Genomic DNA, 24,176 nt, shown 5'->3' on the forward strand with positions numbered 1-24,176 from the left:
CCCAAAGACCGTCCAACACTAGACAGGGCCTGATGCGCTCCCGCCCGAAGAGGCGTCCACTGGCAATGGCACCAGTGGAACAAGAGGAGCTGGCATGAGTGAGATCGCAGACAGACGGAGTTCCGTGGCCCCGCCCCCGTTCCCGTAGCACCATCGTCGGCCGGACGATCTCCCGACGACCGTCCCGTGACGGGCGTCAGCCGGCCCGCAGCCCCGCCGCCTCGCGCGCCAGCGACTCCACCCGGGGCCAGTCGCGGGCCGCGAGGGCGTCGGCCGGCAGCATCCACGTACCGCCGACGCAGCCCACGTTGGGCAGCGAGAGGTAGGACGGGGCCGAGGTCAGGGAGATGCCGCCGGTCGGGCAGAACCGGGCCTGGGGGAGCGGGCCGGAGAGCGACTTCAGGTACGGGACGCCGCCCGCGGCCTCCGCCGGGAAGAACTTCATCTCGCTCACCCCGTGTTCGAGCAGCGCCACGACCTCCGAGGTGGTCGAGACGCCCGGCAGGAACGGCACGCCCGAGGTCTTCATCGCGTCGAGCAGGCCGTCCGTCCAGCCGGGGCTCACCAGGAACCGGGCCCCGGCGCCGACCGCGTCCGCGACACCGCCCGGCGAGATGACGGTCCCCGCGCCGACGACGGCGTCCGGGACCTCGTCGGCGATCGCCCGGATCGCGTCGAGCGCGGCGGCCGTCCGCAGGGTCACCTCGATGGCGGGCAGCCCACCCGCGACCAGCGCCCGCGCCAGCGGCACGGCGTCGACGGCGTCCTCGATCACCACGACCGGAACGACGGGGGCGAGATCGAGGACGGAGGGCAGGGCGGGAGTCATGGCCCCCATCCTGCCCGTACGCAACAAGGCACGCAACGAGCGTTGCGCAGTACGCAACGCCCTTGCGCGTCACCCCTAGTGGATCTCCTCCACCAGCACGTCCAGCGCCCCCGCCGAGCCGTTCTCCTCCACCACGTAGCCCAGGTCCCGCAGCGCCTCGATCAGCTGCGCCGGGTTCTTCGGGTCCGCGCCGGCCTCCAGCAGACTGCGCACGATGCGGCCCTTCGTCGCCTTGTTGAAGTGGCTGACGACCTTGCGGGTGGGGGCGTGCAGCACGCGGACCGTCGCCGTTCGCGCGGCCACCTCGCCCTTGGGCTTCCACGCCGAGGCGTACGCCGAGGAGCGCAGGTCCAGGACGAGACCGTCGGCGGCGGCCTCCGGCATGACCGTCGCCATCGCGTGCCGCCAGTGGGCGACGAGCGCGCCGAGGCCCGGCAGCTTCACCCCCATCGAGCAGCGGTACGAGGGGATCCGGTCGTCCACCCGGACCGCGCCCCACAGCCCCGAGAACACCAGGAGCGAGCCCCGCGCGCGCTTACGGGCCGCTGCGTCCAGTGTGGCCAGGCCCAGCGCGTCGTACAGCACGCCCGTGTAGATCTCACCGGCCGGCCGCGCACCGGCCGTCCGCAGCTCCGTGTTCTTGGCGACCTCGCCGCGCAGCCCCTCGCTCAGCCCGAGCACCTCGCGGGCCTTCTCCTCGTCGGCGGCGCACAGCTCGACCAGCTCGTCCAGGACCGCCGCCCGTGCCTCGGCCAGGCCCGGCAGCGACAGGGACTCCCACTTGAGCGGCGCCCCACGCCCCGACGCGGCCTTACCCTCCGACGGCGGCAACAGCACGAGCACGGTGGTTCTCCTTCACGTACGTCCAGGGCCGGGGGTGCGGCCCCAGGCGTTCAGCTCCGTTCAGCCTACAAAGTGCCGTGCCCCGCCCCTCGCCATACGCTCGGTCCATGCCCCGCCGCCACATCCACGTGACCGGCGCAGCCGAGGCCCTGCGGGCCGCGCTGCGCGCGCTGAGGACCCGGATGGAAGTCCCGACAGACTTCCCACCCGCCGTCGTCGCCGAGGCGACCGCGGCCGCGTCGTCCCCACAGCTGCCGGAGTACGACGCCACCGACATCCCCCTCTTCACCATCGACCCGCCGGACTCCCGCGACCTCGACCAGGCCATGCACCTCGCCCGTCTCCCGGGCGGCGGCTACCGCGTCCACTACGCCATCGCCGACGTCGCCGCGTTCGTCACCCCGGGCGGAGCCGTCGACAAGGAGGCCCACCGACGCGTGGAGACCCTCTACTTCCCCGACGAGAAGATCCCCCTGCACCCCCCGGTCCTCTCCGAGGGCGCCGCCAGCCTGCTGCCCGGCCAGACCGTGCCCGCCCTGCTCTGGCGATTCGACCTGGACGCCGACGGCCGCCAGGTCGCCGTCGACGTCCGTCGCGCGCTCGTCCGCAGCCACCTCAGGCTCGACTACGCCGGCGCCCAGCAGCTGATCGACGCGGGCACGGCGGAGGAACCGCTCGCCCTGCTCAAGACCGTGGGCACGCTCCGCGAGGCCCTGGAGGTCAAACGCGGCGGGGTCTCCCTCGACCTCCCCGAACAGGAGGTCCTCGAGACCGGCGACTCGTACACCCTCGTCTACCGCGCCCGGCGCGCGGTCGACGGCTGGAACGAGCAGATCTCCCTGCTCACCGGCATGGCCGCGGCCGATCTGATGATCGCCTCGGGCACGGGGATCCTGCGGACCCTAGGCGCCACCCCGGACGGGGTCGAAAGGCTTCGCCGCTCCGCGCAGGCGCTGGAGATCGACTGGCCGCACCACGTGTCGTACGCGGAGCTGATCCGCTCGCTCGACACGTCCGAACCCCGGCACGCCGCCTTCGTGATGGACGCCGCCACCGGCCTGTTCGAGAACTCCGCGTACATCCACTTCGAGGACGGCGCTCTTCCGGACTCCGTCGTCCACGCCGCCATCGCCGACGAGTACACCCACTGCACCGCGCCCCTGCGCCGCCTGATCGACCGCTACGTGGGCGAGCTCTGCCTGGCGGCGGCCGAGGGGCAGCCGCCACCCGAGTGGGTGAAGGACGCGCTGGCGAAGCTGCCGGAAGACATGCGCAGGGGGCGCGGCAACGAGGCCGACCGGGAGAGCATGGACGTGGTCGAGGCGGCGCTGCTGAAGGACCGGATCGGCCAGGTCTTCGACGGGTTCGTGATCGACCTCAGGGACAGCGCCGGGAGGAAGGCGGTCGTGCATCTGAAGGATCCGGCCGTGGTGGGCACAGCGAAGAGCGAGCGGCCGCTGGAGCAGGGGGAGCGGGTGAAGGTGAAGCTGGAGAAGGCGGATCCGGCCTCCTCCGCGAGGGACAAGATCCTCTTCAAGCACGTGCCGGCGTGAGTCACGCGCCCGCGGGCGTACGGGCGCCTGCGCCCGTGTCCTTGTCCGCCCCCGCGCCCGCCCCCGTGTTCGCTTCCGTGTTCGCTCCCGCGCCCGCGACGGCCCGCGTTAGGGCCCGGTACAGCGCACGGGCGTCGTCGGCGTGGCAGCGGACGAGCCGTACCGGGCGGGGCGCGCCGAGGAGGCGGGGCGCGTCGACCGGCTCGGTCAGCTCGATGGTGAGGGAGGTCTGCGAGCCGACGGTGAGGTTCAGCTCCCCCTCGGCCTTCTCGTGGGTGAAGACCAACTCGTGCCGGACGGTGGCGATCCGGTCGAGCGGCACGAGCAGGTCGACGTGCGCGGCCTGACGCAGACGGAGGGCGCCGGGGGTGAGGAGGTGCGGGCGGGTGACGGAGGCGGCGTGCAGCCCGAGGACGAACAGCACCGTGTACACGTCCAGGACGAGCACGATCGCGTGGACGACGGGCAAGTCGCCGAGCAGGTACGACATGCCGACGGTCTCGACGAGGCAGACGAACGCGAAGCCGTACATGAGGGCGGCCTGGTCGCGGGCGTGCGCGAAGACCTGGTCGCCGGGGCGTACGCCGACGCGCCGCCGGGCCACCCACAGCCCGAGGCTCGCCATCAGCCGTAGCTCGTGCCCGACGAGCCGCAGCACGGGCTCGGGCACCAGCTCCCCGAGCGCCTTCCGCGCGGAGAGCCCGCTCCGCCGCAGGCGTACGTATCCCACGAGTCCGGCGACGAGGAGCAGAAGGGTCGCGATCTCGGCGGCGACGAGAGCGGAGGGGGGTATCCGTACACCGGCGACGAGACAGACGGCGAGGACGACCTCGGCGGGCAGGAACGCGTACGCGCACCCGCGCAGCAGGCGGATCGCGGCGGTCACCGGTTCCGCTCCCTGACCAGGCGCAGGGCGAGGTGGACGGCGGCGGTCTGGGCGGGGGAGAAGTCGCCGAAGAAGGCCTCGGTCAGCCGCCCCTGCGGCAGGACGTCCTGCTCGCCGAGGTGCGCCGCCAGCGCGTCCGGCAGACAGTCGGCGAGTGCCTGCCCCGCCTCCGCCACGCGTGGGTCGTCGGCGTCGGCGTCGGCGAGGGCGTCGAGCCGTGCGTACACGTCGTGGGCGCGGGCGACGGCCTGCGGGTCCTCCGTCATGGAGCGCATCGTGTCGATGAGCCGCGAGCGGTCCTCGTCCGGCGCCACGGTGTCGAGCAGGGCCAGCAGCTCACGGTCCTTCGCGGCCATCGGCGACTGCGGGACCTCGCCGAGGCCCGCGAACAGGGCGGCCAGCTCGGGCGAGACGGGCCCCTCGGCGGTCAGCCGCCCCGCCCGGGCCTCCCCGAGCAGGCCGGCGAGGCGCGCCCGCCGCTCGCGGATCACGGTCTCCTGCCCCCCGAGGTCGGCGTCCAGCTCCTCCAGAACCTCCACCAGCTCCCGCCCCGCGTCGTCGGCCAGCACGTCCCGCACCTCGTCGAGGCCGAGCCCGAGCTCGGCGAGACGCCGGATCCGGGCGAGGAGTACGGCGTCGCGGATGCCGTACTCGCGGTAGCCGTTGGCCCGCCGTACGGGCTCGGGCAGCAGCCCGAGGTGGTGGTAGTGCCGCACGGCCCGCGGGGTGATCCCGACGAGGGCGGCGATCTCGCCGATGCGCATGCGCCCAGTACAAACCCTGACGCTGCGACAAGGTCAAGCGGGCGCGGCGGGCCGGGTAGCATGGTCGGCACGGCAGACGAGCCGGGCGGGCGGCCGCGTGGGGATCCTCGGATCCTCCCGAGGAACGTCCGGGCTCCACAGGGCAGGGTGGTGGCTAACGGCCACCCGGGGTGACCCGCGGGACAGTGCCACAGAAAACAGACCGCCGGGGACCTCGGTCCTCGGTAAGGGTGAAACGGTGGTGTAAGAGACCACCAGCGCTTGAGGTGACTCAGGCGGCTAGGTAAACCCCACTCGGAGCAAGGTCAAGAGGGGACACCTCGGTGTCCCTGCGCGAACGTTCGAGGGCGGCCCGCCCGAGTTCGCGGGTAGACCGCACGAGGCCGGCGGCAACGCCGGCCCTAGATGGATGGCCGTCACCCCGACGACCGCGAGGTCCCGGGGTACAGAACCCGGCGTACAGCCCGACTCGTCTGCCCCTTGCCTCAGGTGTCCAGTGAGCGGTCCGCCACGCGCCTCACGTGGCCCGCGAAGACCTCCGGCGCGTCCGGTGTCAGCGTCCGTAGCGCCACCATCGCCGTGATGATGACGTCGCACAGCTCCGACTCCACGTCCTGCCAGGTGTGCGTCGTGCCCTTGCGCGGGTTCTGGCCCGTCGCGCCGATCACGGCCTGCGCCACCTCGCCGACCTCCTCCGAGAGTTTCAGGACCCTCATCAGGACGTCCTGTTCCGGCGGAAGGGTGTGGTGGGCCGAGATCCAGGAGGCGAGGCGGTCGATGGTGTTCCACGGGTCGGTCATGGGGCAGAAGCCTGCCAGCTCGTCCAGGTGGCCGAGTACGGCCACCGGCGCGCGCCACACCCCCGGCCGGGGTCCGTGGGGATCGGCGGGGGGCGGTGTACGGGTAGGGCCATGACGATCCCCGTGGACAGACTCAGCGACCCCGCCGTGCGTGCCTTCGTCGCGGCCCTCAACGCCAACGACCGCGACGCCTTCTTCGCGGTCCTCACCCCCGGCGCCACCATGTCCGACGACGGCTCGGACCGGAACGTCGACGAGTGGACCGACAAGGAGATCTTCTCCTCGCGCGGCCACATGGAGATCGAGTCCGAGAAGGACGGCGGCCGCGCCCTCGTCGCCCGCTACCGCAACGACACCTGGGGCGAGATGAGGACCGGCTGGCGGTTCACCGTCGACGGCGGCAAGATCTCCCGCTTCGAGACCGGCCAGGCGTAGCCCCGTAGGACCGGTCGGACGTAGCCCCGTACGACCCGGTCAGGCGTGACCCCGTAGGGGCGGAGCCCACAGAGCCCCCGAAGTTCCCCCGTAGGGGCGGAGGAGACCGTCGACCCGCCCCTACCCCCGGCCGATGTACGGCATCGCCGTCGCCATCACCGTCGCGAACTGGACGTTCGCCTCCAGCGGCAGGCCCGCCATGTGGACCACCGTCGCCGCCACGTCCGCCGCGTCCATCACCGGTTCCGCCACCAGTTGGCCGTTGGCCTGCAGGATGCCCGTCTGCATCCGGGCCGTCATCTCCGTCGCCGCGTTCCCGATGTCGATCTGGCCGCAGGCGATCCGGTACGGGCGCCCGTCCAGGGACAGCGACTTCGTCAGGCCCGTCATGGCGTGCTTCGTCGCCGTGTACGCGATCGAGTGCGGGCGCGGTACGTGCGCCGAGATCGAGCCGTTGTTGATGATCCGGCCGCCCTGCGGCGACTGCTCCTTCATCGCCCGGAACGCCGCCTGGGCGCAGAGGAACGAGCCCGTCAGGTTGACGTCCACGACCGAGCGCCAGGTCTCGTAGGGCAGGTCCTCGACCGGGGTCCCGCCGCCGGCGAACGTGCCCGCGTTGTTGAAGAGCAGGTCGACCCGGCCCCACCGGTCCCGTACCGCCTCGAAGAGGGACGTCACCTCCTGCGGTGACGTCACGTCCGTGGGGACGACGAACACGGCGTCGGGGGCCGCCGCCGCCGTCTCCTCCAGAGGCTCCCGCCGGCGGCCCGCCAGCGCCACCGACCAGCCCGCGCCGGCCAGGGCCAGGGCCACACTCCGGCCGATCCCCGACCCCGCTCCCGTCACCACTGCGATCCGCGACTCAGTGCTCATGGGCGCGCAGCGTACGGGAGATCGGTGCACAGGGAACTCATCCGTCCGACACGCGGATGTTCTGTACCCGACAACCCAGGGTCTTCCCGCCCCACTCCAATGCCTCACGGACAACATCCGTCAGGGGAGGGGCATATGACGCACGCACAGACACCCACGGGTCCCGCACCGAGCCATTCCGACGAACTGCGCGCCGCCGCCCGGCACTTCGGCCGCCGCCGCTTCCTCACCGCCAGCGGCGCCGCCGCCGCGCTCGCCTTCGCCGTCCAGCTGCCGGCCGCCGGTGCCGCGAGCGCCGCCGAGCTGAACCCGCGCCGGATCACCGAGAACCCGTTCACCCTGGGGGTGGCGTCCGGCGACCCGCTGCCCGGCTCCGTCCTCCTGTGGACCCGGCTCGCGCCGCGCCCCTTCGAGCCCGACGCCGGACTGCCTCGCACCCGGGTCTCCGTCCGCTGGGAGCTCGCCCACGACGAGCGCTTCACCCGTGTCGTCCGGCGCGGCAGCGCCACCGCCCACCCCGAGTTCCAGCACAGCGTCCACGTCCCGGTCGACCACCTCGACGCCGACCGCGTCTACCACTACCGGTTCCTCGTCGGCGACTGGACCAGCCCCGTCGGCCGCACCCGTACCGCACCCGCCCACGGCGCCCGGATCTCCGAGCTCAAGATCGCCGCCGTCTCCTGCCAGGCGTACCACGACGGCTACTTCACCGCCTACCGGCACCTCGCCCAGGAGGACGTCGACGTCGTCTTCCACCTCGGCGACTACCTCTACGAGTACGCCGTCAACGCCACCGGCGGCGCCCGCGCCTACACCGACCGCCGCCTCCCCGCCGTCTTCAACCGGGAGACGATCACCCTGGAGGACTACCGGCTGCGGTACGCCCTCTACAAGTCGGACCCCGACCTCATGGCCGCCCACGCCGCGCACCCCTTCGCGGTCACCTGGGACGACCACGAGACGGAGAACAACTACGCGGACGGGACCCCCGAGAACGACGTGCCGCCGGAGGAGTTCCTGCTCCGCCGCGCCGCCGCCTACCGCGCCTACTGGGAGAACCAGCCGCTCCGCAAGCCCCAGCAGCCCGACGGGCCCGACATGCGGCTCTACCGCCGCCTTCGCTTCGGGCAGCTCGCCCAGTTCGACATCCTCGACACCCGCCAGTACCGCTCCGACCAGGCGTACGGCGACGGCTGGCGGGTCCCCGGGCCGGAGTCCGAGGACCCCTCGCGCACGATGACCGGCGCCACACAGGAGCGCTGGCTGCTCGACGGCTGGCACGCGTCGGGCGCGCTGTGGAACGTCGTCCCGCAGCAGGTCGTCTTCGCCGAGCGGCGCGACGTGCCGACCGACGCCTTCAAGCTCTCCATGGACTCCTGGGACGGCTACCCGGCCTCCCGGAAGCGGATCCTGGACGGCGCGACGGCCGCCGGCGTCGAGAACCTGATGGTGCTCACCGGCGACGTCCACGTCGGCTACGGCCTCGACATCAAGGCCGACCACCGCGACCCGTCCTCCCGCACCCTCGGCACCGAGATCGTCGCGACCTCGATCGCCAGCGGCAAGGACGGCGCCGACCGGCCGGCCAACTACGACAACCTCACCACCGCCAACCCGCACCTGAAGTTCTACAACGGGCGGCGCGGTTACGTGACGGTCGCGCTCGGCCAGGCAACCGCCCGCGCCGACTTCCGTACGGTCTCGGCCGTGACGACCCCGGGCGCGCCGGTCACCACGGCCGGTTCCTACGTCACGGAGGCCGGCAACCCGGGCCTCAAGCCGGCGTAGGGCTGAGTTCCTGGGGGTAGCGGACGCCGACGCGGTCCCGTACCGCGTCGAGCGTCCGCATCACCGCCAGCGAACCCTCCAGCGGGACGAGCGGGGACTCCGTCAGGCCCGCCCGCAGGCACCGCACGACCTCCTCCGCCTCGGGCCGCAGCGACTGCCGGTCGCCGTCGAGGACGAACTCCTCCGGCTCCCGGCCGTGGCGCCGCAGCGTGAACCGGTCGGGGAAGAAGAAGCCGGGCGGGAGGTCGATCCGGCCCTCCGACCCCGTCACGGACGCGGTCATCGGGGTGTCCGCCACGACCGAGCACGACAGCAGGGCCGAGGCCCCGGACGACCAGCCGAGGAGCATCCCGGTGTTCAGGTCCACGCCCTCGGGCGAGAGCAGCGCGTGCGCCTGGACCGAGTCGGGCTCGCCGAGGAGCAGCTGCGCGAAGGAGACCGGGTAGACACCGAGGTCCAGCAGCGCCCCGCCGCCCAGGGCCGGGTCACGCAGCCGGTGGTCAGGGGCGAACGGGCCGGCGAGCCCGAAGTCCGCCTGGACGGTCCTGACCTCGCCGATCGCCCCGTCCCGGACCAGCTCCGCCAACTGCCGGACCAGCGGGTTGCAGTACATCCACATGGCCTCCATCAGGAAGAGACCTCGGTCCCGGGCGAGGGCGACCAACTCCTCTGCCTCGCGCGCGTTCAGGGTGAGAGCCTTCTCGCAGAGGACCGCCTTGCCCGCCTCCAGGACGAGCCCGGCGGCCTCCCGGTGCGCGTGGTGCGGGGTCGCCACGTACACCACGTCGACGTCCGGATCGGCGGCGAGCGCGGACCACTCCCCGTACGCCTTCGGTATCCCGAAGCGGTCGGCGAAGGCACGCGCCGACGTCTCCGTGCGGGAGGCCACGGCCACCACCTCCGCGCCGTCCACCGCACGCAGCTCGTCGACGAACTTCGCCGCGATCCCGCCCGTGGCCAACACGCCCCACCGCACGGTCTTCCCCATGCCCCGCCCCATGTCCCACCCCAGAAAGGTCTCGACCTGTCCCGCCGAGCTGAGAGCATAGGGAAAGTTTCAACGAAATGGAGCAGTCGATGCCGGAGAGCGGCCAGAACACGAAGCAAGGATCGCCCACCCACATATCCGCCGGCCCCGCCGCCTCCGCGAGGCGCACGAGCCTGCTCGTCACGCTCGTCCTCGGCGGGCTCACGGCGCTCCCGCCGCTCTCCATGGACATGTACCTGCCGGCGCTGCCGGAGGTCACCGAGGCGCTGCGCTCGCCCGCCGCGACCGTCCAGCTGACCCTGACCGCCTGCCTCGCCGGCATGGCGCTCGGTCAGCTCGTCGTCGGACCCATGAGCGACCGATGGGGCCGCCGCCGCCCGCTGCTCATCGGCATGCTCGTCTACGTCGCCGCCACCGCGGTCTGCGCGTTCGCGCCCACGGTCGAGCTGCTCATCGCCTTCCGGCTGCTCCAGGGTCTGGCCGGCGCGGCCGGCATCGTCATCGCCCGGGCCGTCGTCCGCGACCTCTACGACGGCGTCGCGATGGCCCGGTTCTTCTCCACCCTGATGCTGATCTCCGGCGTCGCCCCGATCATCGCGCCGCTCATCGGCGGCCAGATCCTGCGGATCACCGACTGGCGGGGCGTCTTCCACGTCCTCGCCGTCATCGGCGTCCTGCTGACCCTGGTGGTCTGGAAGTGGCTGGGCGAGACGCTGCCGCCCGAGCGGCGCCACGAGGGCGGGGTGGGCGAGGCGCTGCGCACCATGCGCGGGCTGCTCGCGGACCGCGTCTTCACCGGCTACATGCTGGCCGGCGGCCTCGGCTTCGCCGCGCTCTTCGCGTACATCTCGGCCTCCCCGTTCGTCGTGCAGGAGATCTACGGCGCCTCACCGCAGACCTTCAGCCTCCTCTTCGGCCTCAACTCCATCGGCCTCGTCGCCGTCGGCCAGATCAACGGCAAGCTGCTCGTCGGCCGCGTCAGCCTGGACAAGACGCTGGGCTGGGGCCTCGGCGTGATCCTGCTCGCCGCGGCGGCGCTACTCCTCATGACGAGCGGGGTCTTCGGGACGCCCTCGCTCGCCGCCGTCGCCGCCGGGCTCTTCGTCCTGATGTCGGCGATGGGGCTCGTCCTTCCCAACACCAACGCGCAGGCGCTGATGCGCACCCCGCACGCGGCGGGCTCCGGCTCCGCGCTGCTCGGCACCTCGTCCTTCCTCATCGGCGCGATCGCCTCGCCGCTCGTCGGCATCGCCGGGGAGGCCACGGCCGTGCCGATGGCCCTCGTCCAGCTGGTCTGCGCGGCCGGCGCGCTCGCCTGCTTCCTTGGTCTGTGCCGGCCGTGGCGCTCGACGAAAACCGCCTGACCGAGGGCGCCTAAAATGTGCAGGTGAACGCCTCCCCCTCCCTTCCCTCCGGCGACCGGCTCGCGACGGGCGACGCCTCCGGTGACCGCCCGGCCTCCGGTGACGCGCTGCGTGCCGCGCTCGCCGGGCTCCTCGCCGGGCTGCCGCAGCGCCAGGCGACCCAGGCCGTCGAGCGGCTGATCGCCAACTACCGGGGGACCACCCCGACCGACGCCCCGGTGCTGCGGGACCGTTCCGACGTCGCCGCGTACGCCGCGTACCGGATGCCCGCCACGTTCGAGGCGGTACGGGCTTCGCTCGACGCCCTGCGCGACGCGGCGCCCGTCTGGGAACCGGCCACGCACACCGACGTCGGCGGCGGCACCGGCGCGGCGAGCTGGGCGGTCGCGGAGGCCTGGGACGGCACCCCGCGCACGACCGTCCTCGACTGGGCGGAGCCCGCACTCGCCCTCGGCAGGGAACTGGCCGACGGGGTCTTCGACGCGGAGTGGCGACGGGCCCGGATCGGCGGCGCCCTGCGGCTCGACGCGACGGACCTGGTGACCGTCTCGTACGTAATGAAGGAACTGACCGAGGCCGACCGGACGGCGCTCGTGACCGAGGCGGCGCGGGTCGCGCAGGCGGTCGTGATCGTCGAGCCGGGCACCCCCGACGGCTACGAGCGGATCATCGCCGCGCGCTCCCTGCTCGTCGAGGCGGGCCTCACCGTGGCCGCGCCCTGCCCGCACAGCGGGACCTGCCCGATCGAGCCGGGCAAGGACTGGTGCCATTTCGCGGCCCGCGTGAGCAGGTCGTCGCTGCACCGGCAGGTGAAGGGCGGTTCGCTGCCGTACGAGGACGAGAAGTTCGCCTACGTGGCGGCGACCCGGTTCCCCGTAACCCCGGCGGCCTCGCGGGTGATCCGGAAGCCGCAGATCCGCAAGGGCCAGGTCCTGCTGGACCTCTGCGGCCCCGAGGAGACCGGGCTGACCCGCGAGACGGTCACCAAGCGCCACGGGGTCCTGTACAAGGCGGCCAGGGACGCGGAGTGGGGCGACCCCTGGCCCCCGGAGTAGGGGGCCAGGGGTCGCCCGGTGGGTCAGGGGCGCAGCTCCTGGGTGCAGCACTTCACGCTGCCACCGCCCTTGAGCAGCTCCGACAGGTCCATGCCGATGGGCTCGAAGCCCCGGTCACGGAGCGGGGCGAAGAGCCCCACCGCCGCCTGGGGCAGCAGCACATGGCGGCCGTCGCTCACCGCGTTCAGGCCGAGCGTTGCCGCGTCCTCCTCCGTCGCGAGCAGGGCGTCCGGATAGAGCCGGGACAGCACCTCCTGGCTGCCGGGGGAGAAGGCGCCGGGGTAGTACATGACCTCGTCGCCCTCCGCGTCCAGGACGCACAGCGCCGTGTCCAGGTGGTAGTAGCGCGGGTCCACGAGCTCCAGGCCGATCACCGGGCGCCCGAAGAACTCCTGCGCCTCCAGGTGCGAGAGCGGGGTGGAGCGGAAGCCCCGGCCGGCCAGGATCCACGACGAGGTCACCGCGAAGTCGCCCTCGCCCTCGTTCACATGGTCCGGTACGCGCACCTCCGCGTACCCGTGGTCGCGGAACCAGTCCAGGTGCGCGGCCTCCTCCTCCGTGCGTTGCGCGTGGGCGAACCGGGCGCCGAGGACGCGGCCGTCCACGACGGTCGCCCCGTTGGCGGTGAAGACCATGTCCGGCAGGCCGGGGCGCGGGTCGAGGAGTTCGACGGTGTGGCCGAGGGCGCGGTAGCGGCCGGTCAGGTCCTCCCACTGGGCGAGGGCGAGCGGCAGGTCGACCGGTTTCGTGGGGTCCATCCACGGGTTGATGGAGTACGTCACCTCGAAGTGCGTGGGTGGGCACATCAGATAACGGCGGGGCGAGGCCTGGCGCGGGGTCTGGCGCAACGAGGGCTCCTCACGGACGCGAGAACAGTCGTCGGACGGAGCCCATGGTCCGCCTTCGACCGGCTCGGCGCAGTGAACCGTTCGGGTGATTCCTCCGACCATCAGGAGGGGCAGAGGGCGGACCGGCCCCGCGGGAGGCGAGACGTCACGTCTCGTCTGCTGCTAGATTGGCGCCATGTCCGACACCAAGAAGCCCCAGGGCTCCGCCGCCAAGGCCCCCGACGCCTCCCGCCGCAGCGAACGCTCCCGGCGCGCCATCTTCGACGCCGCTCTCGCCCTCGTCTCCGAGGCCGGCTACGGCAGGACGACCATCGAGGGCATCGCCGCCCGCGCCGGTGTCGGCAAGCAGACCATCTACCGCTGGTGGCCCTCCAAGGCCGCCGTCCTCCTCGACGCCTTCCTCGACCTCGCCGCGCAGGCGAACGAGGCTCTCGGCGGGGACGCCGAGAGTGAGATCCCCGACACCGGCGACCTCGCCGCCGACCTGAAGTACGTGCTCCGCGCCACCGTCGACGAGCTGAACAACCCGACCTACGACGCCCCCACCCGGGCCCTCGCCGCCGAGGGCGTCGTGAACGCCGAACTCGGCGCCCAGTTCGTCGACCAGCTCCTGGAACCCCAGCTCCAGCACTACGTACGCCGCATCGAGGCCGCCCAGGCCGCCGGCGACATCGACCCCGACGTCGACCCCCGCATCGCCCTCGAACTCCTCGTCGGGCCCCTGAACCACCGCTGGCTGCACCGCACCCTGCCGCTCACCCACGCCTACGCCGACACCCTCGTCGACTACGCGCTGCGCGGACTCGCGCCCAGGGCGTAACCCCGGTACGTACCCCGGTTGGGGACTCCGGTCACCTGAAGCACCGGAAGATGCGACGATGGGCAGAGCCGAACGGGCGAGTACAGGTGTGAGGGGATAGATGGGCGACGGTATCGGCCGCTACCGCGGCACGGAGAGCAGGCTCACGCACTGGCTGCGCAGGCGCCCGAAACGCACCGCGGCCGAGGTCGAGAACCTCCGCGAGACACTGCTCCTGGCCACCGCCGCCGCCGGACTGCCCCTCGCCCCCGCCGCGTACCCCGTCGGCTACCGCTGCTCCTGCGAGCGCATCGGCTGTCCCACGCCCGCCCGGCACCCCGTCTCCTTCGCCTGGCAGACCCAGTCGACCACCGACCGCGCCCAGATCGAGCGCTGGGCGCGCGGCGAGCCCGACGCGAACTTCATCACCGCCACCGGCATGGTCCACGACGTCCTCGACGTTCCGCTGGCCGCCGGCCGGGCCGCCCTGGAGCGGCTCCTCGACCAGGGCGTGGAGGTCGGGCCCGTCGCCGAGTCCGCCGAGAGCGCGGGCGACGGCGGCCGGATGCTCTTCTTCACCGCCACCCGGGGCACCCCCGAGGACGAGGACGAGTGGTGGCCCTGCGAGCTGGACTGCCATCCGGAGACCATGGACGAGCATCCGGGGCTGCGCTGGCACTGTCGCGGCAGCTACGTCCTCGTACCGCCGGCCCGGCTCATCGGTGACGAGGACGAGCAGCCGTCGGTCGCCTGGGTGCGCGGCCCCGAACACCCTCTGCCGGACCCGCTGAACCTCCTGGAGACCCTCACCGACGCCTGCGCCCGCCACGCGGCCGCCCGCGGCGACCAGCTCGCCGAACCCGAGGTCGCCTGGCCGCTGGGCCGCCGCTGAGCCTCGGCCGGACTCTCGGACTCGGACCACGAGCCGTCGCGGCCGGGAGGCCACGGGCCGTCACCGCCGGGAGGCCACGAGTCGTTCGCGGCCCGGCCACGATCCTTCGCGCGCTCTCGTGACCGCGCGTACGCGCGCCCCGGCTACGAGCCCTTCGCGCCCGTGACGCCCTGGAGGCGGCCCGTGACCGTGACGCCGTCCCGTTCCGTGCCCGCCGGCTTCACCAGGACCGCCTGGCTCGACACCCACTCCTTCGTGACGGTGTTCTTCACCTCGCCCGTCATCAGCGCCTTCACGTCGTCGCCGACCTTCGGCCGGTATCCCTGGGCCGCCGTCTGCTGCTCGAAGTAGCGCGTGGCGAAGAAGACCAGCGCCCCGCCGTCCTCGGTCGCGAGGGCCAGCGGCGTGAAGTCCCCGGTGTCGGTGGGCTGGTCGACGTACTGCGTCGCCATGCCGACCCGCTTCGCGCCCTTCTGCCGCTGCTCCCGCCACCCGGTGGTGTGCGGCCCCGCCGCGAACGCGCCGAGCTCCCCGCCCCCGAGGAACGAGACGTACTCCTTGCCCAGGTCCTTGGGCGCGACCGCGAGGGCGGCCGAGTCCGTCGCGACCGGCACCGCGAACCCGCCGTCGGACTTGAACGCGGGGATCTCGTCCGGGCTCAGGATCGCCAGATACGCGGCTTCCCACAGCTGGTCCGGGCCGTTGCGCACGAAGGCCAGGAGCCAGCGGTTGTCGTCGGAGCCCTGATCGGTGTCCCGGTTGGAGTCGGTGTCCGCGACGAACCAGCGCGGCCAGCCCGCCTTCTTGGGGAGGACGAACGTCGCGTCGGTGAGCTCCAGCGGCTGATGGTTCTGGTTGCCCTCGGGCGCGGTGATCGAACGGGACTTCAGACCGGCCTGGTTGATCGCCCCGAGCGGCCCGGTCACCCTGTTCGCGTCGAGGGCCGGGTCGTGGGCCTTGTCGGCCCTGTTGTAGGCGTCGGTGAAGTCCTTGAGGGCCTGCGCGGCCTCGGCCTTCGTCGCCGCCGGAATCAGCTCCCGCTCCCCGTGCACCGTCACGCAGCCGCTCGCCGTCAGCGCGAGCACGCTCGCCGCGGCCGTCGCCACGAACACCCTCGACGGTCGCTTCAGCTCAGTGAGTGCCCTCGACGGGCGCCTCGGCCTTCTCATCGGTCGCCTTCTGCTTCTCCACCGGCACGGACGGACCCGACCCTACCGGGGCCGGGAGCGGTGCGACCGCCGGGACCGGGCAGCGCGTCCACACCGTGACCTGAAGGACCGTCGGGCGGGCGGCTGTTCAGGGCGTTCTCACAGGCAGGGCCGCGCCACCGGCAACGGCGGTGCGGCCCTGCCGCGTGCCCGGCTCCGTGAGCCCCGGTGCCCGGCCGATTCCCGGTGGACCGGCGGAGTGGGACGCCTGGATGCTTGAATTCCGCCATGACCACGACCGTGACTCCCGCGTCGAGCAGCGCGACCGACATCGACGTCCTGCGCGTCTTCTGCGCCGGCGACGGCCGGTACGGCAACGCGCTGGGTGTCGTCAGAGACGGGCGGGACCACCCCGACGAGGCGTCCAGGCAGGCGCTGGCCAAGGAACTCGGGTTCAGCGAGACCGTGTTCGTCGACGACCCCGAGCGCGGGATCGTCGACATCTACACGCCTGGTGTGCGGCTGCCGTTCGCCGGTCACCCCCTGGTCGGGACCGCCTGGCTGCTCGACCTGGAGGTCGTCCAGCCGCCCGCCGGCGAGGTATGGGTGCGCGGCGACGGCGAGTTCACCTGGATCGAGGCCCGCGCCGACTGGGCCCCGCCGCGGACCCTGCGGCGGTACGGCTCGGCCGCCGAGGTCGACGCGCTGGAAGTGCCCGAGCCGGGCGAGTGGATCTACGCCTGGGCCTGGGAGGACGAGGCCGCCGGGCGGATCAGGGCGCGGGGCTTCCCCGGCCGCGGGGACGGCATCGACGAGGACGAGGCGACCGGCGCGGCGGCCCTGCTGCTCACGGCCGAGCTGGGCAGGGCCCTGAACATCACGCAGGGCCGGGGGTCGCAGATCCTGACGGCCCCCGGCCCTGACGGTGTGATCGAACTCGGCGGACGGGTCCGCCTGGAGCGCACTCTCACGCTCACGGGCTGACCGACGTCACCCCGCCCAACTCGACGGCTCACGCCCCGAGTCGTGGCCGAGTCGTACGCTCACGCGCTCAGCGGGAACTCGTTGCCCAGCTCCCGGAACACCGCGCCGTTGAAGTCGAAGGCGCGCTTGCACTCGTCGATGATCCGCTGCTTCTCCAGGTCGTCCGCGTTCACCCCGTCGAGCAGCTCCCGGTACCCCCGCTTGAAGGCCGCCGGGTTCGAGATCTCCTCGAAGACGTAGAAGCGGACGCCGTCGCCCTTGCGCGCGAAGCCCCACGTGCGCTCCGCCTTGTCGCGGATGATCTGGCCGCCCGAGAGGTCGCCGAGGTAGCGCGTGTAGTGGTGCGCCACATAGCCGGCCGGCCACTCCCGCGCGCACTCGGCCACACGGGCGGCGTACACGGCGGTGGCCGGCAGCGGGGAGATCCCGGCACGCCAGTCCGCTCCCCGCAGATGGGCGAGGTCCTGCTCCAGGGCGGTCGTGCGGAACAGCTCCGGCTGTATGAACGGCCCGGCCACCGGGTCGTTCTTCAGGGCCTCGGCGCCGTCTTCCAGGGCGCGGTACACGAACCAGAGCTGCTCCGTGTACCGCGTGTACGCCTCGACGGCGAGCCGGCCGCCGAGGAGGTCGCTCATGAAGGTCGACGTCTCGGCCTCGGTGTGCTGCGCGTGAGAGGCCGTGCGGATGAGCGTCGAGAAGGGCGTGTCCAAGGCGTGCCTCCGGAGCCGATGGGGACGGGAACCTGCTGCGATACTGCTACTTAGGCTTACCTAAGTCAACGGGTTCCCGACGACCTGTCGGTAAAAACGGTACCCCCCGGAGGGGTCAGGGCAACGTGAGAATCTCGGCCCCGGTCTCCGTCACCACGAGCGTGTGCTCGAACTGCGCCGTCCGCTTGCGGTCCTTGGTCACGACCGTCCAGCCGTCGTCCCACATGTCGTACTCGTGCGTGCCCAGCGTCAGCATCGGCTCGATGGTGAAGGTCATGCCGGGCTGGATGACCGTGGTGGCGTGCGGGGAGTCGTAGTGCGGGATGATCAGACCGGAATGGAACGACGAGTTGATGCCGTGTCCGGTGAAGTCGCGTACGACGCCGTAGCCGAAGCGCTTGGCGTACGACTCGATGACCCGGCCGATGATGTTGATCTGCCGGCCCGGCTTGACCGCCTTGATGGCCCGGTCGAGGGACTCACGGGTGCGCTCCACGAGCAGCCGGGACTCCTCGTCCACGTCGCCGCAGAGGTAGGTGGCGTTGTTGTCGCCGTGGACCCCGTTGATGTACGCCGTGACGTCGAGGTTCACGATGTCGCCGTCCTTGAGGACGGTGGAGTCGGGGATCCCGTGGCAGATGACCTCGTTGACCGAGGAACAGAGCGACTTCGGGAAGCCCCGGTAGCCGAGGGTGGAGGGGTACGCGCCGTGGTCGCACATGAACTCGTGCGCGACCCGGTCCAGCTCGTCCGTGGTGACCCCCGGAGCGATGTGCTTGGCGGCCTCCTCCATCGCCTGCGCGGCGATGCGGCCGGCGATCCGCATCCGCTCGACGGTGTCGGAATCCTGCACCTCGGGCCCCGTGTACGGGGTGGGGGCGGGCTTCCCGACGTATTCGGGACGGCGGATGGCTCCCGGAACGGAGCGGTGGGGGGAGAGCTCCCCCGGTACGAGCAGCGACTGGCCAGACATGTCAGCGAGTCTAACGACCGTGACTGGGGCAGCATGGCCTCAGAGGAAGGAGCCGACGATGGCCCTGTTCAAGAAGCGCACGGTGGGCAAACCGGGCGAGTGGTTCTACTGCCTGGAGCACAAGAAGGTCGAGGAGGGCCCGGACTGCCCGGCGAAGAATCGCTTCGGCCCCTACGCCAGCCGTGAGGAGGCGTCCCGCGCGATGGACACCGCGCGGGAGCGCAACCTGGAGTGGGAGACCGACCCGAAGTGGCATGACGCCCCCAAGTCGGACGAGACGCCCGACTAGTCGGCAGGACCCCGCCTGACCAGGGGGTGTCAGGCCGGGGCCCCGGTGGTCCCGGCCTCCTTCGTCTCACGTGCCTCCTGCGCCGCCTTGTGACGCCGCGCGTCCTCGTCCGTGTCCGCGTCGTACGTGATCAGCTTCGGCAGCGTCAGGCACAGCAGCCCCACCGCCGCCACGCACGCGACGCCTCCGCTCCAGACCGCCGCCCGCGTGCCCGTCCAGCCCGCCATGGCTCCCGCCCGGACCTGGCCGAGCTGCGGGCCGACGCTGTACGAAAGCACCTCGATCCCGGCCAGCCGGCCCCGTAGCTCCTCCGGGATCGTCTGGTTCCAGATCGTGGAGCGGCCCAGGCCGCTGAGCATGTCGCCCGCACCCGCGAAGGCCAGACAGAGCAGCACGAGCCACACGTTCTCGAACCAGCCGGCCGCCGCGATCGCGAGCCCCCAGCCCGCCGCCCCGCACACCACCAGCAGCCCGTGCCTGCGGATCTTCGAGGTCCAGCCGCTGGTCAGGCCCAGGACGAGCGAGCCGACCGAGCCCGCCGCGTACATGAGCCCCAGCGACCACTGCGCCTCCAGCTCCGCCGCCAGGAACGGGAAGATCGCGTTCGGGAAGGCGAAGAACATCGCCGCCAGATCGACCGCGTACGTACCGAGGAGCACCGGCCGCGACCAGGCGTACCGCGCGCCCTCCGCGATGCCGCGCAGCGACGGCTTCTCGGCGTCGTGCGCGGGCGGCGCGGGGGAGAGCCGACGGCACAGCAGGACGGAGAGGGCGAAACCGGCCACGGTCACGCCGTACGCCGTCCCGTGCCCGGCGTACGCCACGACCAGGCCCGCGAGCGCGGGGCCCGCGATCGCGCCCATCTGCCAGCGCAGCGAGTTGAGCGCGGCGGCCGCGGTCATCTGGTCGTGCGGGACGATCCGGGCCATGAGCGAGTCGAGCGCGGGCCGCTGAAGCCCGGACAGGGCGGAGACCACGGCGGCGACGACGTACAGCGGCCACAGCAGCGGCTCCGGGAGCAGAGCGTTGACCAGCAGGATCAGGGCGAGCAGCCCGAGCCCCGCCTCCGTCGCGACGATCACCTTCCGCCGGTCCACGGCGTCCGCGAGCGCGCCGCCGTACAGCCCGAAGACGACCAGCGGGACCAGTTCGACGGCCCCCATCAGCCCCACCGCGAGCGGCGAACCGGTCAGCTCCATGATCTGCAGCGGCAGGGCGATCAGCGCCATGAAACTGGCGAAGTAGGTCACCAGACCCTGGACCCAGAGGAGCCGGAAGTCGGGGGAGGAACGCCAGGGCGCGAGATCGGGGAGTACGGAGGAGAGCTTCGAGGCCACGAGGCGCCATGCTCCGTCCGCCGCGCCGCCTCCGGCAACCGAATTACGAGGCCGGGGGTGCGGGCCCGGGGCGGGGTGCGGGGGCCGGGCACGGCGGGACCGTCAGCGGGGGCCGGGGGGCCTACCAGCCCGTCGGCGGCGGGGAGGTCAGATGGTCCGCCAGGAGGGAGAGGCGGTCACGGAGGCGGCGCCGGCCGCGCGGGGGCGGGAGGCTGTTCTCGCCGGCCGCCGCGCTCACCAGGTGCTGGACCGTGTCCAGGTCCACCTCCGCGCCCGCCCGCACCGCCAGCGCCTCGTGCGCCAGGCCGTGCACCTCCGGGTCGCCGTCGTCGAGCGAGAGCACCGTCGCGCCCGCCCGGCGCGCGTCGTGGACCCGCTCCAGGAGCCCCGCGTCGGGCCGCTCCGGCGCCACGACCAGCAGCGTCGCCCCACGCCGCGCCGACTCCAGGCGCCCGAGGCCGACGGCCAGATGGGCCGGATCACCCGGCCGCACCCGGTGCCGTACCAGCGTCGGTGCCAGCTCCGGCTGCCCCGACCAGGCGGCCTCGTCCACCAGGTGCGCCGCCAGGTGCCAGGGCTCGTACCCCGCCGTCCCCACCAGGAGCAGGCCGCCTCCGCGCGGGACGACCGAGGACCGGAGCGAACCGGCGAACCGGCGGGCCGCCCTCGGCCACTCCGTCCCGGCGAGCACCTCACGCAGCAACGCGACCCTCACGGCATCCATGGCGCCGCATCCTGCCCCAGCCGGGCAGGGTGCGCGGGGCGCTTGCCGAGGTTCCACCCGTACGGGAACGGAAGGGGCGACCGGCCAGTAATGTCGAGGCCATGACTACGACTGACAGCAAGCCCGCCCCCAAGGACCCCTGGGACCTCCCCGACGTGTCCGGCCTCGTCGTCGGCGTCCTCGGCGGCACCGGCGACCAGGGCCGCGGCCTCGCCTACCGCCTCGCCAAGGCCGGTCAGAAGGTGATCATCGGCTCCCGCGCCGCCGAGCGCGCCCGGACCGCCGCCGACGAGCTGGGCCTCGGCGTCGAGGGCGCCGACAACGCCGAGTGCGCCCGCCGCAGCGACATCGTGATCGTCGCCGTGCCGTGGGACGGGCACGCCAAGACCCTGGAGTCGCTGCGCTCCGAACTCGCGGGCAAGCTCGTCGTCGACTGCGTCAACCCGCTCGGCTTCGACAAGAAGGGCGCCTACGCCCTCAAGCCCGAGGAGGGATCCGCCGCCGAGCAGGCCGCGGCCCTGCTGCCCGACTCCCGGGTCGCCGCCGCCTTCCACCACCTCTCCGCCGTGCTGCTCCAGGACCCGGCGATCGACGAGATCGACACGGACGTGATGGTCCTCGGCGAGGAGCGCGCCGACGTCGAGATCGTCCAGGCACTGGCCGGCCGCATCCCCGGCATGCGCGGAGTCTTCGCCGGCCGGCTGCGGAACGCCCACCAGGTCGAGGCGCTCGTCGCCAACCTGATCTCGGTCAACCGCCGCTACAAGGCCCACGCCGGGCTGCGGGTCACCGACGTCTGACCCGGTCGGCCGACCGCGTGACCGGACGAGGCGGGGCATGGGGGACACTGGACGGGCACCGTCAGCCGTACCCGGACAGGAGCCGACCCCCATGCCCCGCCTCGCTCTGTACGCCCTCGCCGTCTGCGTCCTCGCCGTCGTCGCGGCCGTCGTCTCGTTCGCCGCGGGCATGTGGCTGGGGATCGTGTGGGTCCTCCTCGCCGGCCTCTCCTCCAACATGGCCTGGTACTACTTCCGCCGTGCGAAGGCCGACGCGGCGAACGCCGCCTGAGCGCGCGCGGCTCAGACCTCGCAGAGCTCCGGCGTCTCCTGCCAGAAGCGGTACAGGTTCGAGCCGCAGTAGCGGGACTCCTCCGACACCCCGAGCGACCGCATCAGCGCGTCGATCGTGTCGAAGAACGCCCCGTTGATCGCCGGGACGAAGAGCAGCGCGATCACCACGAAGAAGCCGTACGGCGCGTACGGCTCGATCTGCCGCTTGATCTTGTACGACAGCCAGGGCTCGATCACCCCGTAGCCGTCAAGGCCGGGCACCGGCAGGAAGTTCAGGAGCGCCGCCGTCACCTGGAGGAACGCCAGGAACGCGAGCGCGTACTGGAAGGCGAGCGGCACGCCGTCCAGCGCGTCCAGCCAGAACGGCGCCGTGCAGACGATCGCGAACAGCACGTTCGCCAGCGGGCCCGCGGCCGAGATGAGGCTGTGCTTCCAGCGGCCCCGGATCCGGCCCTGCTCGATGAAGACCGCGCCGCCCGGCAGACCGATGCCGCCCATGATCACGAAGAGCACCGGCAGGATGATGCTGAGGACCGCGTGCGTGTAGGCGAGCGGGTTGAGCGTGAGGTACCCCTTGGCGCCGACCGTGATGTCCCCGCCGTGGAGCGCGGTGCGGGCGTGCGCGTACTCGTGGAGACAGAGCGAGACGATCCACGCCGAGGTCACGAAGAGGAATATCGCCAGGCCGGTGGAGGCCGCGAAGTCGCTCCACACCGCCCAGCCGGTGACCGCCATGACGGCGAGGATCGCCAGGAAGACCGGGCTGATCCTGCGCTCGTGGCTGCGGGTGGTGGCCGTCGTCATCGGTGGGACTCCCTGGGGCGCGGCGGGCTGTGTGCGGGAAACGTGCCGGGGGCGGGGGTGAGTTCCTGCGAAGATCCCCGGCTCACGGAGAATAGGGCCTGTGCGCTATTCCGTCCTCGGTCCTGCTCAGGTCCACACCGCCGACGGCAGCCCCGTCGCCCTCGGCGGCGCGCGGCTGCGGGCGCTGCTGACCGCGCTCGCCCTCCGCGTGGACCGGACGGTCCTGGTCGGGGCCCTGGTCGCCGAGGTCTGGCCCGACGACCCGCCGGCCGACGAGGTCGCCGCGCTCCAGGCCCTGGTCGGCCGGCTGCGCCGGGTGCTGGGCCGGGAGGCGGTCGTGTCCGGGCCCGGCGGCTACCGCCTGGCGGCGACCTCCGACGACGTGGACGCGCTTCGCTTCGAGCGGCTCGCGGGGGAGGGCGTACGGGCGCTGGACGCGGGCGACCCGGCGGGTGCGGCACGGCTCCTGGACGAGGCGCTCGGCCTCTGGCGCGGGCCCGCGCTCGCGGACCTGCCGGACCGTACGGTCGAGGCGGCCCGCTGGGAGGCACGGCGCCTCGATGCCCGACGGGCCCGCTTCGGGGCGGCCCTCGCGCTGGGGGAGGCCGCGTCGGTCCTCCCCGAACTGGCCGCCCTCTGCGAGGCCCATGTTCTGGACGAACCGCTCCAGGCCCTGCGGATCCGCGCCCTGCGCGCCACGGGCCGTGAGGCGGAGGCGCTCGCCTCGTACGAGTCCTTCCGCCGCGCGCTCGCCGACAGCCTCGGCGCCGACCCCTCCCCGGAACTGCGCGCTCTCCACGCGGAGCTGCTCGCCCAGGAACCGGAAGCCCGGGCCCCGGTCCGTGCGCGAGCCCATGCCCCGGCGCAGGCTCACGCCCTGACGCGAGCCCGTGCCCAGGCGCACGCCCCCGCCGAGGCGCACGCTCCGGCCGTGCCCGCGCCCGCCCGCGTCCGTCGCGGCAACGTGCGCGCACGGCTGACCAGTTTCGTCGGACGGGACCAGGACATCGCCCGCCTCCAGGAGGACCTGCGCGGCAGCCGGCTCGTCACGCTCCTCGGGCCCGGCGGGGCCGGGAAGACCCGGCTCTCGCAGGAGGCGGCCGAACAGGCCGCCGACGCCGACGCCGGGGCCTGGCCCGACGGGCTGTGGCTGGCCGAACTGGCGCCCGTCACCGACCCCGAGGCCGTCGCCGAGACCGTGCTCGGGGCCGTAGGGGCGCGCGAGACCGTGCTGCGCGGCGCGGGCGCCGAGGGGCTTCGGACCACGGACGAGCCGCTCGGGCGGCTGGTCGAACACTGCGGCACCCGCCGGCTGCTGCTGATCCTGGACAACTGCGAGCACGTGATCGGCGCGGCGGCCCAGCTGGCGGAGGTGCTGCTGGCCCGCTGTCCGGGGGTGTCGGTCCTGGCGACGAGC

26 protein-coding genes and 1 other RNA gene are annotated in these 24,176 nt (G+C 72.8%); 13 read left to right on the forward strand and 14 right to left on the reverse strand.

Translation table 11 applies throughout. The annotated features are described in order from the left end of the window. Window positions 1–196 precede the first annotated feature (196 nt). Complete coding sequence (eda, locus tag ACWF79_RS33185) at window positions 197–829, reverse strand: bifunctional 4-hydroxy-2-oxoglutarate aldolase/2-dehydro-3-deoxy-phosphogluconate aldolase (protein WP_453731902.1); 633 nt, start codon at window positions 827–829, stop codon at window positions 197–199. 75 nt (window positions 830–904) lie between these two features. Further along, window positions 905–1,672 (reverse strand): peroxide stress protein YaaA, encoded by a 768-nt coding sequence (gene yaaA / locus ACWF79_RS33190; protein ID WP_453731903.1) that lies wholly within the window; start codon window positions 1,670–1,672, stop codon window positions 905–907. A gap of 107 nt (window positions 1,673–1,779) precedes the next feature. Between yaaA and ACWF79_RS33195 the strand changes: the two genes are divergently transcribed. Continuing rightward, a complete protein-coding gene (locus ACWF79_RS33195) occupies window positions 1,780–3,225 on the forward strand; it encodes an RNB domain-containing ribonuclease (RefSeq protein WP_453731904.1) in 1,446 nt (481 codons plus the stop codon). A gap of 1 nt (window position 3,226) precedes the next feature. Here the strand turns inward: ACWF79_RS33195 and ACWF79_RS33200 are convergent, their stop codons facing one another. Then, the gene (locus ACWF79_RS33200; RefSeq protein ID WP_453731905.1) at window positions 3,227–4,111 is read right to left on the reverse strand and encodes a hypothetical protein; all 885 of its coding nucleotides are present in this window, start codon (window positions 4,109–4,111) and stop codon (window positions 3,227–3,229) included. Then, complete coding sequence (locus ACWF79_RS33205; protein ID WP_453731906.1) at window positions 4,108–4,875, reverse strand: MerR family transcriptional regulator; 768 nt, start codon at window positions 4,873–4,875, stop codon at window positions 4,108–4,110. The genes ACWF79_RS33200 and ACWF79_RS33205 overlap by 4 nt, the downstream gene beginning before the upstream one ends. 77 nt (window positions 4,876–4,952) lie before the next feature. Here ACWF79_RS33205 and rnpB point away from each other — a divergent pair. Continuing rightward, window positions 4,953–5,351, forward strand: an RNA gene (gene rnpB / locus ACWF79_RS33210) — RNase P RNA component class A. Between the two features lie 9 nt (window positions 5,352–5,360). Here the strand turns inward: rnpB and ACWF79_RS33215 are convergent. Beyond that, complete coding sequence (locus ACWF79_RS33215; RefSeq protein WP_453731926.1) at window positions 5,361–5,675, reverse strand: MazG-like family protein; 315 nt, start codon at window positions 5,673–5,675, stop codon at window positions 5,361–5,363. Between the two features lie 111 nt (window positions 5,676–5,786). On the opposite strand from ACWF79_RS33215, the gene ACWF79_RS33220 reads away from it, so the two are divergent. Next, window positions 5,787–6,110, forward strand: a complete 324-nt coding sequence (locus tag ACWF79_RS33220) for a nuclear transport factor 2 family protein (RefSeq protein WP_453731907.1) — start codon at window positions 5,787–5,789, stop codon at window positions 6,108–6,110. 120 nt (window positions 6,111–6,230) lie between these two features. On the opposite strand, the gene ACWF79_RS33225 is transcribed toward ACWF79_RS33220, so the two are convergent. Continuing rightward, window positions 6,231–6,983, reverse strand: a complete 753-nt coding sequence (locus tag ACWF79_RS33225) for an SDR family oxidoreductase (protein WP_453731908.1) — start codon at window positions 6,981–6,983, stop codon at window positions 6,231–6,233. 135 nt (window positions 6,984–7,118) lie between these two features. Between ACWF79_RS33225 and ACWF79_RS33230 the strand changes: the two genes are divergently transcribed. Next, complete coding sequence (locus tag ACWF79_RS33230) at window positions 7,119–8,771, forward strand: alkaline phosphatase D family protein (protein WP_453731909.1); 1,653 nt, start codon at window positions 7,119–7,121, stop codon at window positions 8,769–8,771. Here ACWF79_RS33230 and ACWF79_RS33235 read toward each other — a convergent pair. Continuing rightward, the gene (locus tag ACWF79_RS33235) at window positions 8,758–9,759 is read right to left on the reverse strand and encodes a Gfo/Idh/MocA family protein (RefSeq protein ID WP_453731910.1); all 1,002 of its coding nucleotides are present in this window, start codon (window positions 9,757–9,759) and stop codon (window positions 8,758–8,760) included. The genes ACWF79_RS33230 and ACWF79_RS33235 overlap by 14 nt on opposite strands. Before the next feature lie 89 nt (window positions 9,760–9,848). Between ACWF79_RS33235 and ACWF79_RS33240 the strand changes: the two genes are divergently transcribed. Together ACWF79_RS33240 and ACWF79_RS33245 are read left to right on the forward strand one after the other, a co-directional pair. Beyond that, window positions 9,849–11,123 (forward strand): Bcr/CflA family multidrug efflux MFS transporter, encoded by a 1,275-nt coding sequence (locus ACWF79_RS33240; protein WP_453731911.1) that lies wholly within the window; start codon window positions 9,849–9,851, stop codon window positions 11,121–11,123. 107 nt (window positions 11,124–11,230) lie between these two features. Further along, window positions 11,231–12,178: a small ribosomal subunit Rsm22 family protein gene (locus tag ACWF79_RS33245; protein ID WP_453731927.1), complete on the forward strand. Its 948-nt coding sequence runs from the start codon at window positions 11,231–11,233 to the stop codon at window positions 12,176–12,178. A gap of 23 nt (window positions 12,179–12,201) precedes the next feature. Here the strand turns inward: ACWF79_RS33245 and ddaH are convergent, their stop codons facing one another. Continuing rightward, the gene (gene ddaH, locus ACWF79_RS33250) at window positions 12,202–13,026 is read right to left on the reverse strand and encodes a dimethylargininase (RefSeq protein ID WP_453731912.1); all 825 of its coding nucleotides are present in this window, start codon (window positions 13,024–13,026) and stop codon (window positions 12,202–12,204) included. Window positions 13,027–13,201: 175 nt separating this feature from the next. On the opposite strand from ddaH, the gene ACWF79_RS33255 reads away from it, so the two are divergent. Together ACWF79_RS33255 and ACWF79_RS33260 are read left to right on the forward strand one after the other, a co-directional pair. Then, on the forward strand, window positions 13,202–13,846 hold the full coding sequence (locus ACWF79_RS33255) for a TetR/AcrR family transcriptional regulator (protein ID WP_453731913.1): 645 nt from the start codon (window positions 13,202–13,204) through the stop codon (window positions 13,844–13,846). Window positions 13,847–13,946: 100 nt separating this feature from the next. After that, window positions 13,947–14,717, forward strand: a complete 771-nt coding sequence (locus ACWF79_RS33260) for a bifunctional DNA primase/polymerase (protein WP_453731914.1) — start codon at window positions 13,947–13,949, stop codon at window positions 14,715–14,717. A 143-nt stretch (window positions 14,718–14,860) separates the two neighbouring features. Here ACWF79_RS33260 and ACWF79_RS33265 read toward each other — a convergent pair whose 3' ends face one another. After that, window positions 14,861–15,886 carry a hypothetical protein gene (locus ACWF79_RS33265; protein WP_453731915.1) on the reverse strand — a complete coding sequence of 342 codons (1,026 nt, stop codon included), beginning with the start codon at window positions 15,884–15,886 and terminating at the stop codon, window positions 14,861–14,863. A gap of 267 nt (window positions 15,887–16,153) precedes the next feature. Here ACWF79_RS33265 and ACWF79_RS33270 point away from each other — a divergent pair, with 267 nt between their 5' ends. Continuing rightward, on the forward strand, window positions 16,154–16,849 hold the full coding sequence (locus ACWF79_RS33270; RefSeq protein WP_453731916.1) for a PhzF family phenazine biosynthesis protein: 696 nt from the start codon (window positions 16,154–16,156) through the stop codon (window positions 16,847–16,849). Between the two features lie 59 nt (window positions 16,850–16,908). Here the strand turns inward: ACWF79_RS33270 and ACWF79_RS33275 are convergent, their stop codons facing one another. Then, window positions 16,909–17,559: a biliverdin-producing heme oxygenase gene (locus ACWF79_RS33275; protein WP_453731917.1), complete on the reverse strand. Its 651-nt coding sequence runs from the start codon at window positions 17,557–17,559 to the stop codon at window positions 16,909–16,911. A 115-nt stretch (window positions 17,560–17,674) separates the two neighbouring features. Beyond that, window positions 17,675–18,532, reverse strand: a complete 858-nt coding sequence (map, locus tag ACWF79_RS33280) for a type I methionyl aminopeptidase (protein ID WP_453731918.1) — start codon at window positions 18,530–18,532, stop codon at window positions 17,675–17,677. A gap of 58 nt (window positions 18,533–18,590) precedes the next feature. Here map and ACWF79_RS33285 point away from each other — a divergent pair, with 58 nt between their 5' ends. Further along, window positions 18,591–18,821, forward strand: coding sequence for a hypothetical protein (locus tag ACWF79_RS33285; RefSeq protein ID WP_453731919.1), 231 nt, complete (start codon window positions 18,591–18,593; stop codon window positions 18,819–18,821). Between the two features lie 29 nt (window positions 18,822–18,850). Here ACWF79_RS33285 and ACWF79_RS33290 read toward each other — a convergent pair whose 3' ends face one another. Beyond that, a complete protein-coding gene (locus tag ACWF79_RS33290) occupies window positions 18,851–20,158 on the reverse strand; it encodes an MFS transporter (protein ID WP_453731920.1) in 1,308 nt (435 codons plus the stop codon). Between the two features lie 121 nt (window positions 20,159–20,279). After that, window positions 20,280–20,882, reverse strand: coding sequence for a hypothetical protein (locus ACWF79_RS33295; protein ID WP_453731921.1), 603 nt, complete (start codon window positions 20,880–20,882; stop codon window positions 20,280–20,282). 101 nt (window positions 20,883–20,983) lie between these two features. Here ACWF79_RS33295 and npdG point away from each other — a divergent pair, with 101 nt between their 5' ends. After that, window positions 20,984–21,682, forward strand: coding sequence for an NADPH-dependent F420 reductase (npdG, locus tag ACWF79_RS33300; protein ID WP_453731922.1), 699 nt, complete (start codon window positions 20,984–20,986; stop codon window positions 21,680–21,682). A gap of 37 nt (window positions 21,683–21,719) precedes the next feature. Further along, complete coding sequence (locus ACWF79_RS33305) at window positions 21,720–21,953, forward strand: hypothetical protein (protein ID WP_453731923.1); 234 nt, start codon at window positions 21,720–21,722, stop codon at window positions 21,951–21,953. Between the two features lie 11 nt (window positions 21,954–21,964). On the opposite strand, the gene ACWF79_RS33310 is transcribed toward ACWF79_RS33305, so the two are convergent. Then, complete coding sequence (locus ACWF79_RS33310; RefSeq protein WP_453731924.1) at window positions 21,965–22,759, reverse strand: site-2 protease family protein; 795 nt, start codon at window positions 22,757–22,759, stop codon at window positions 21,965–21,967. Window positions 22,760–22,859: 100 nt separating this feature from the next. Here ACWF79_RS33310 and ACWF79_RS33315 point away from each other — a divergent pair. Beyond that, window positions 22,860–24,176 (forward strand): BTAD domain-containing putative transcriptional regulator (locus ACWF79_RS33315; RefSeq protein WP_453731925.1); only part of this gene is annotated, 1,317 nt, incomplete at its 3' end.

This window comes from Streptomyces sp. NPDC054975 (assembly GCF_053609105.1).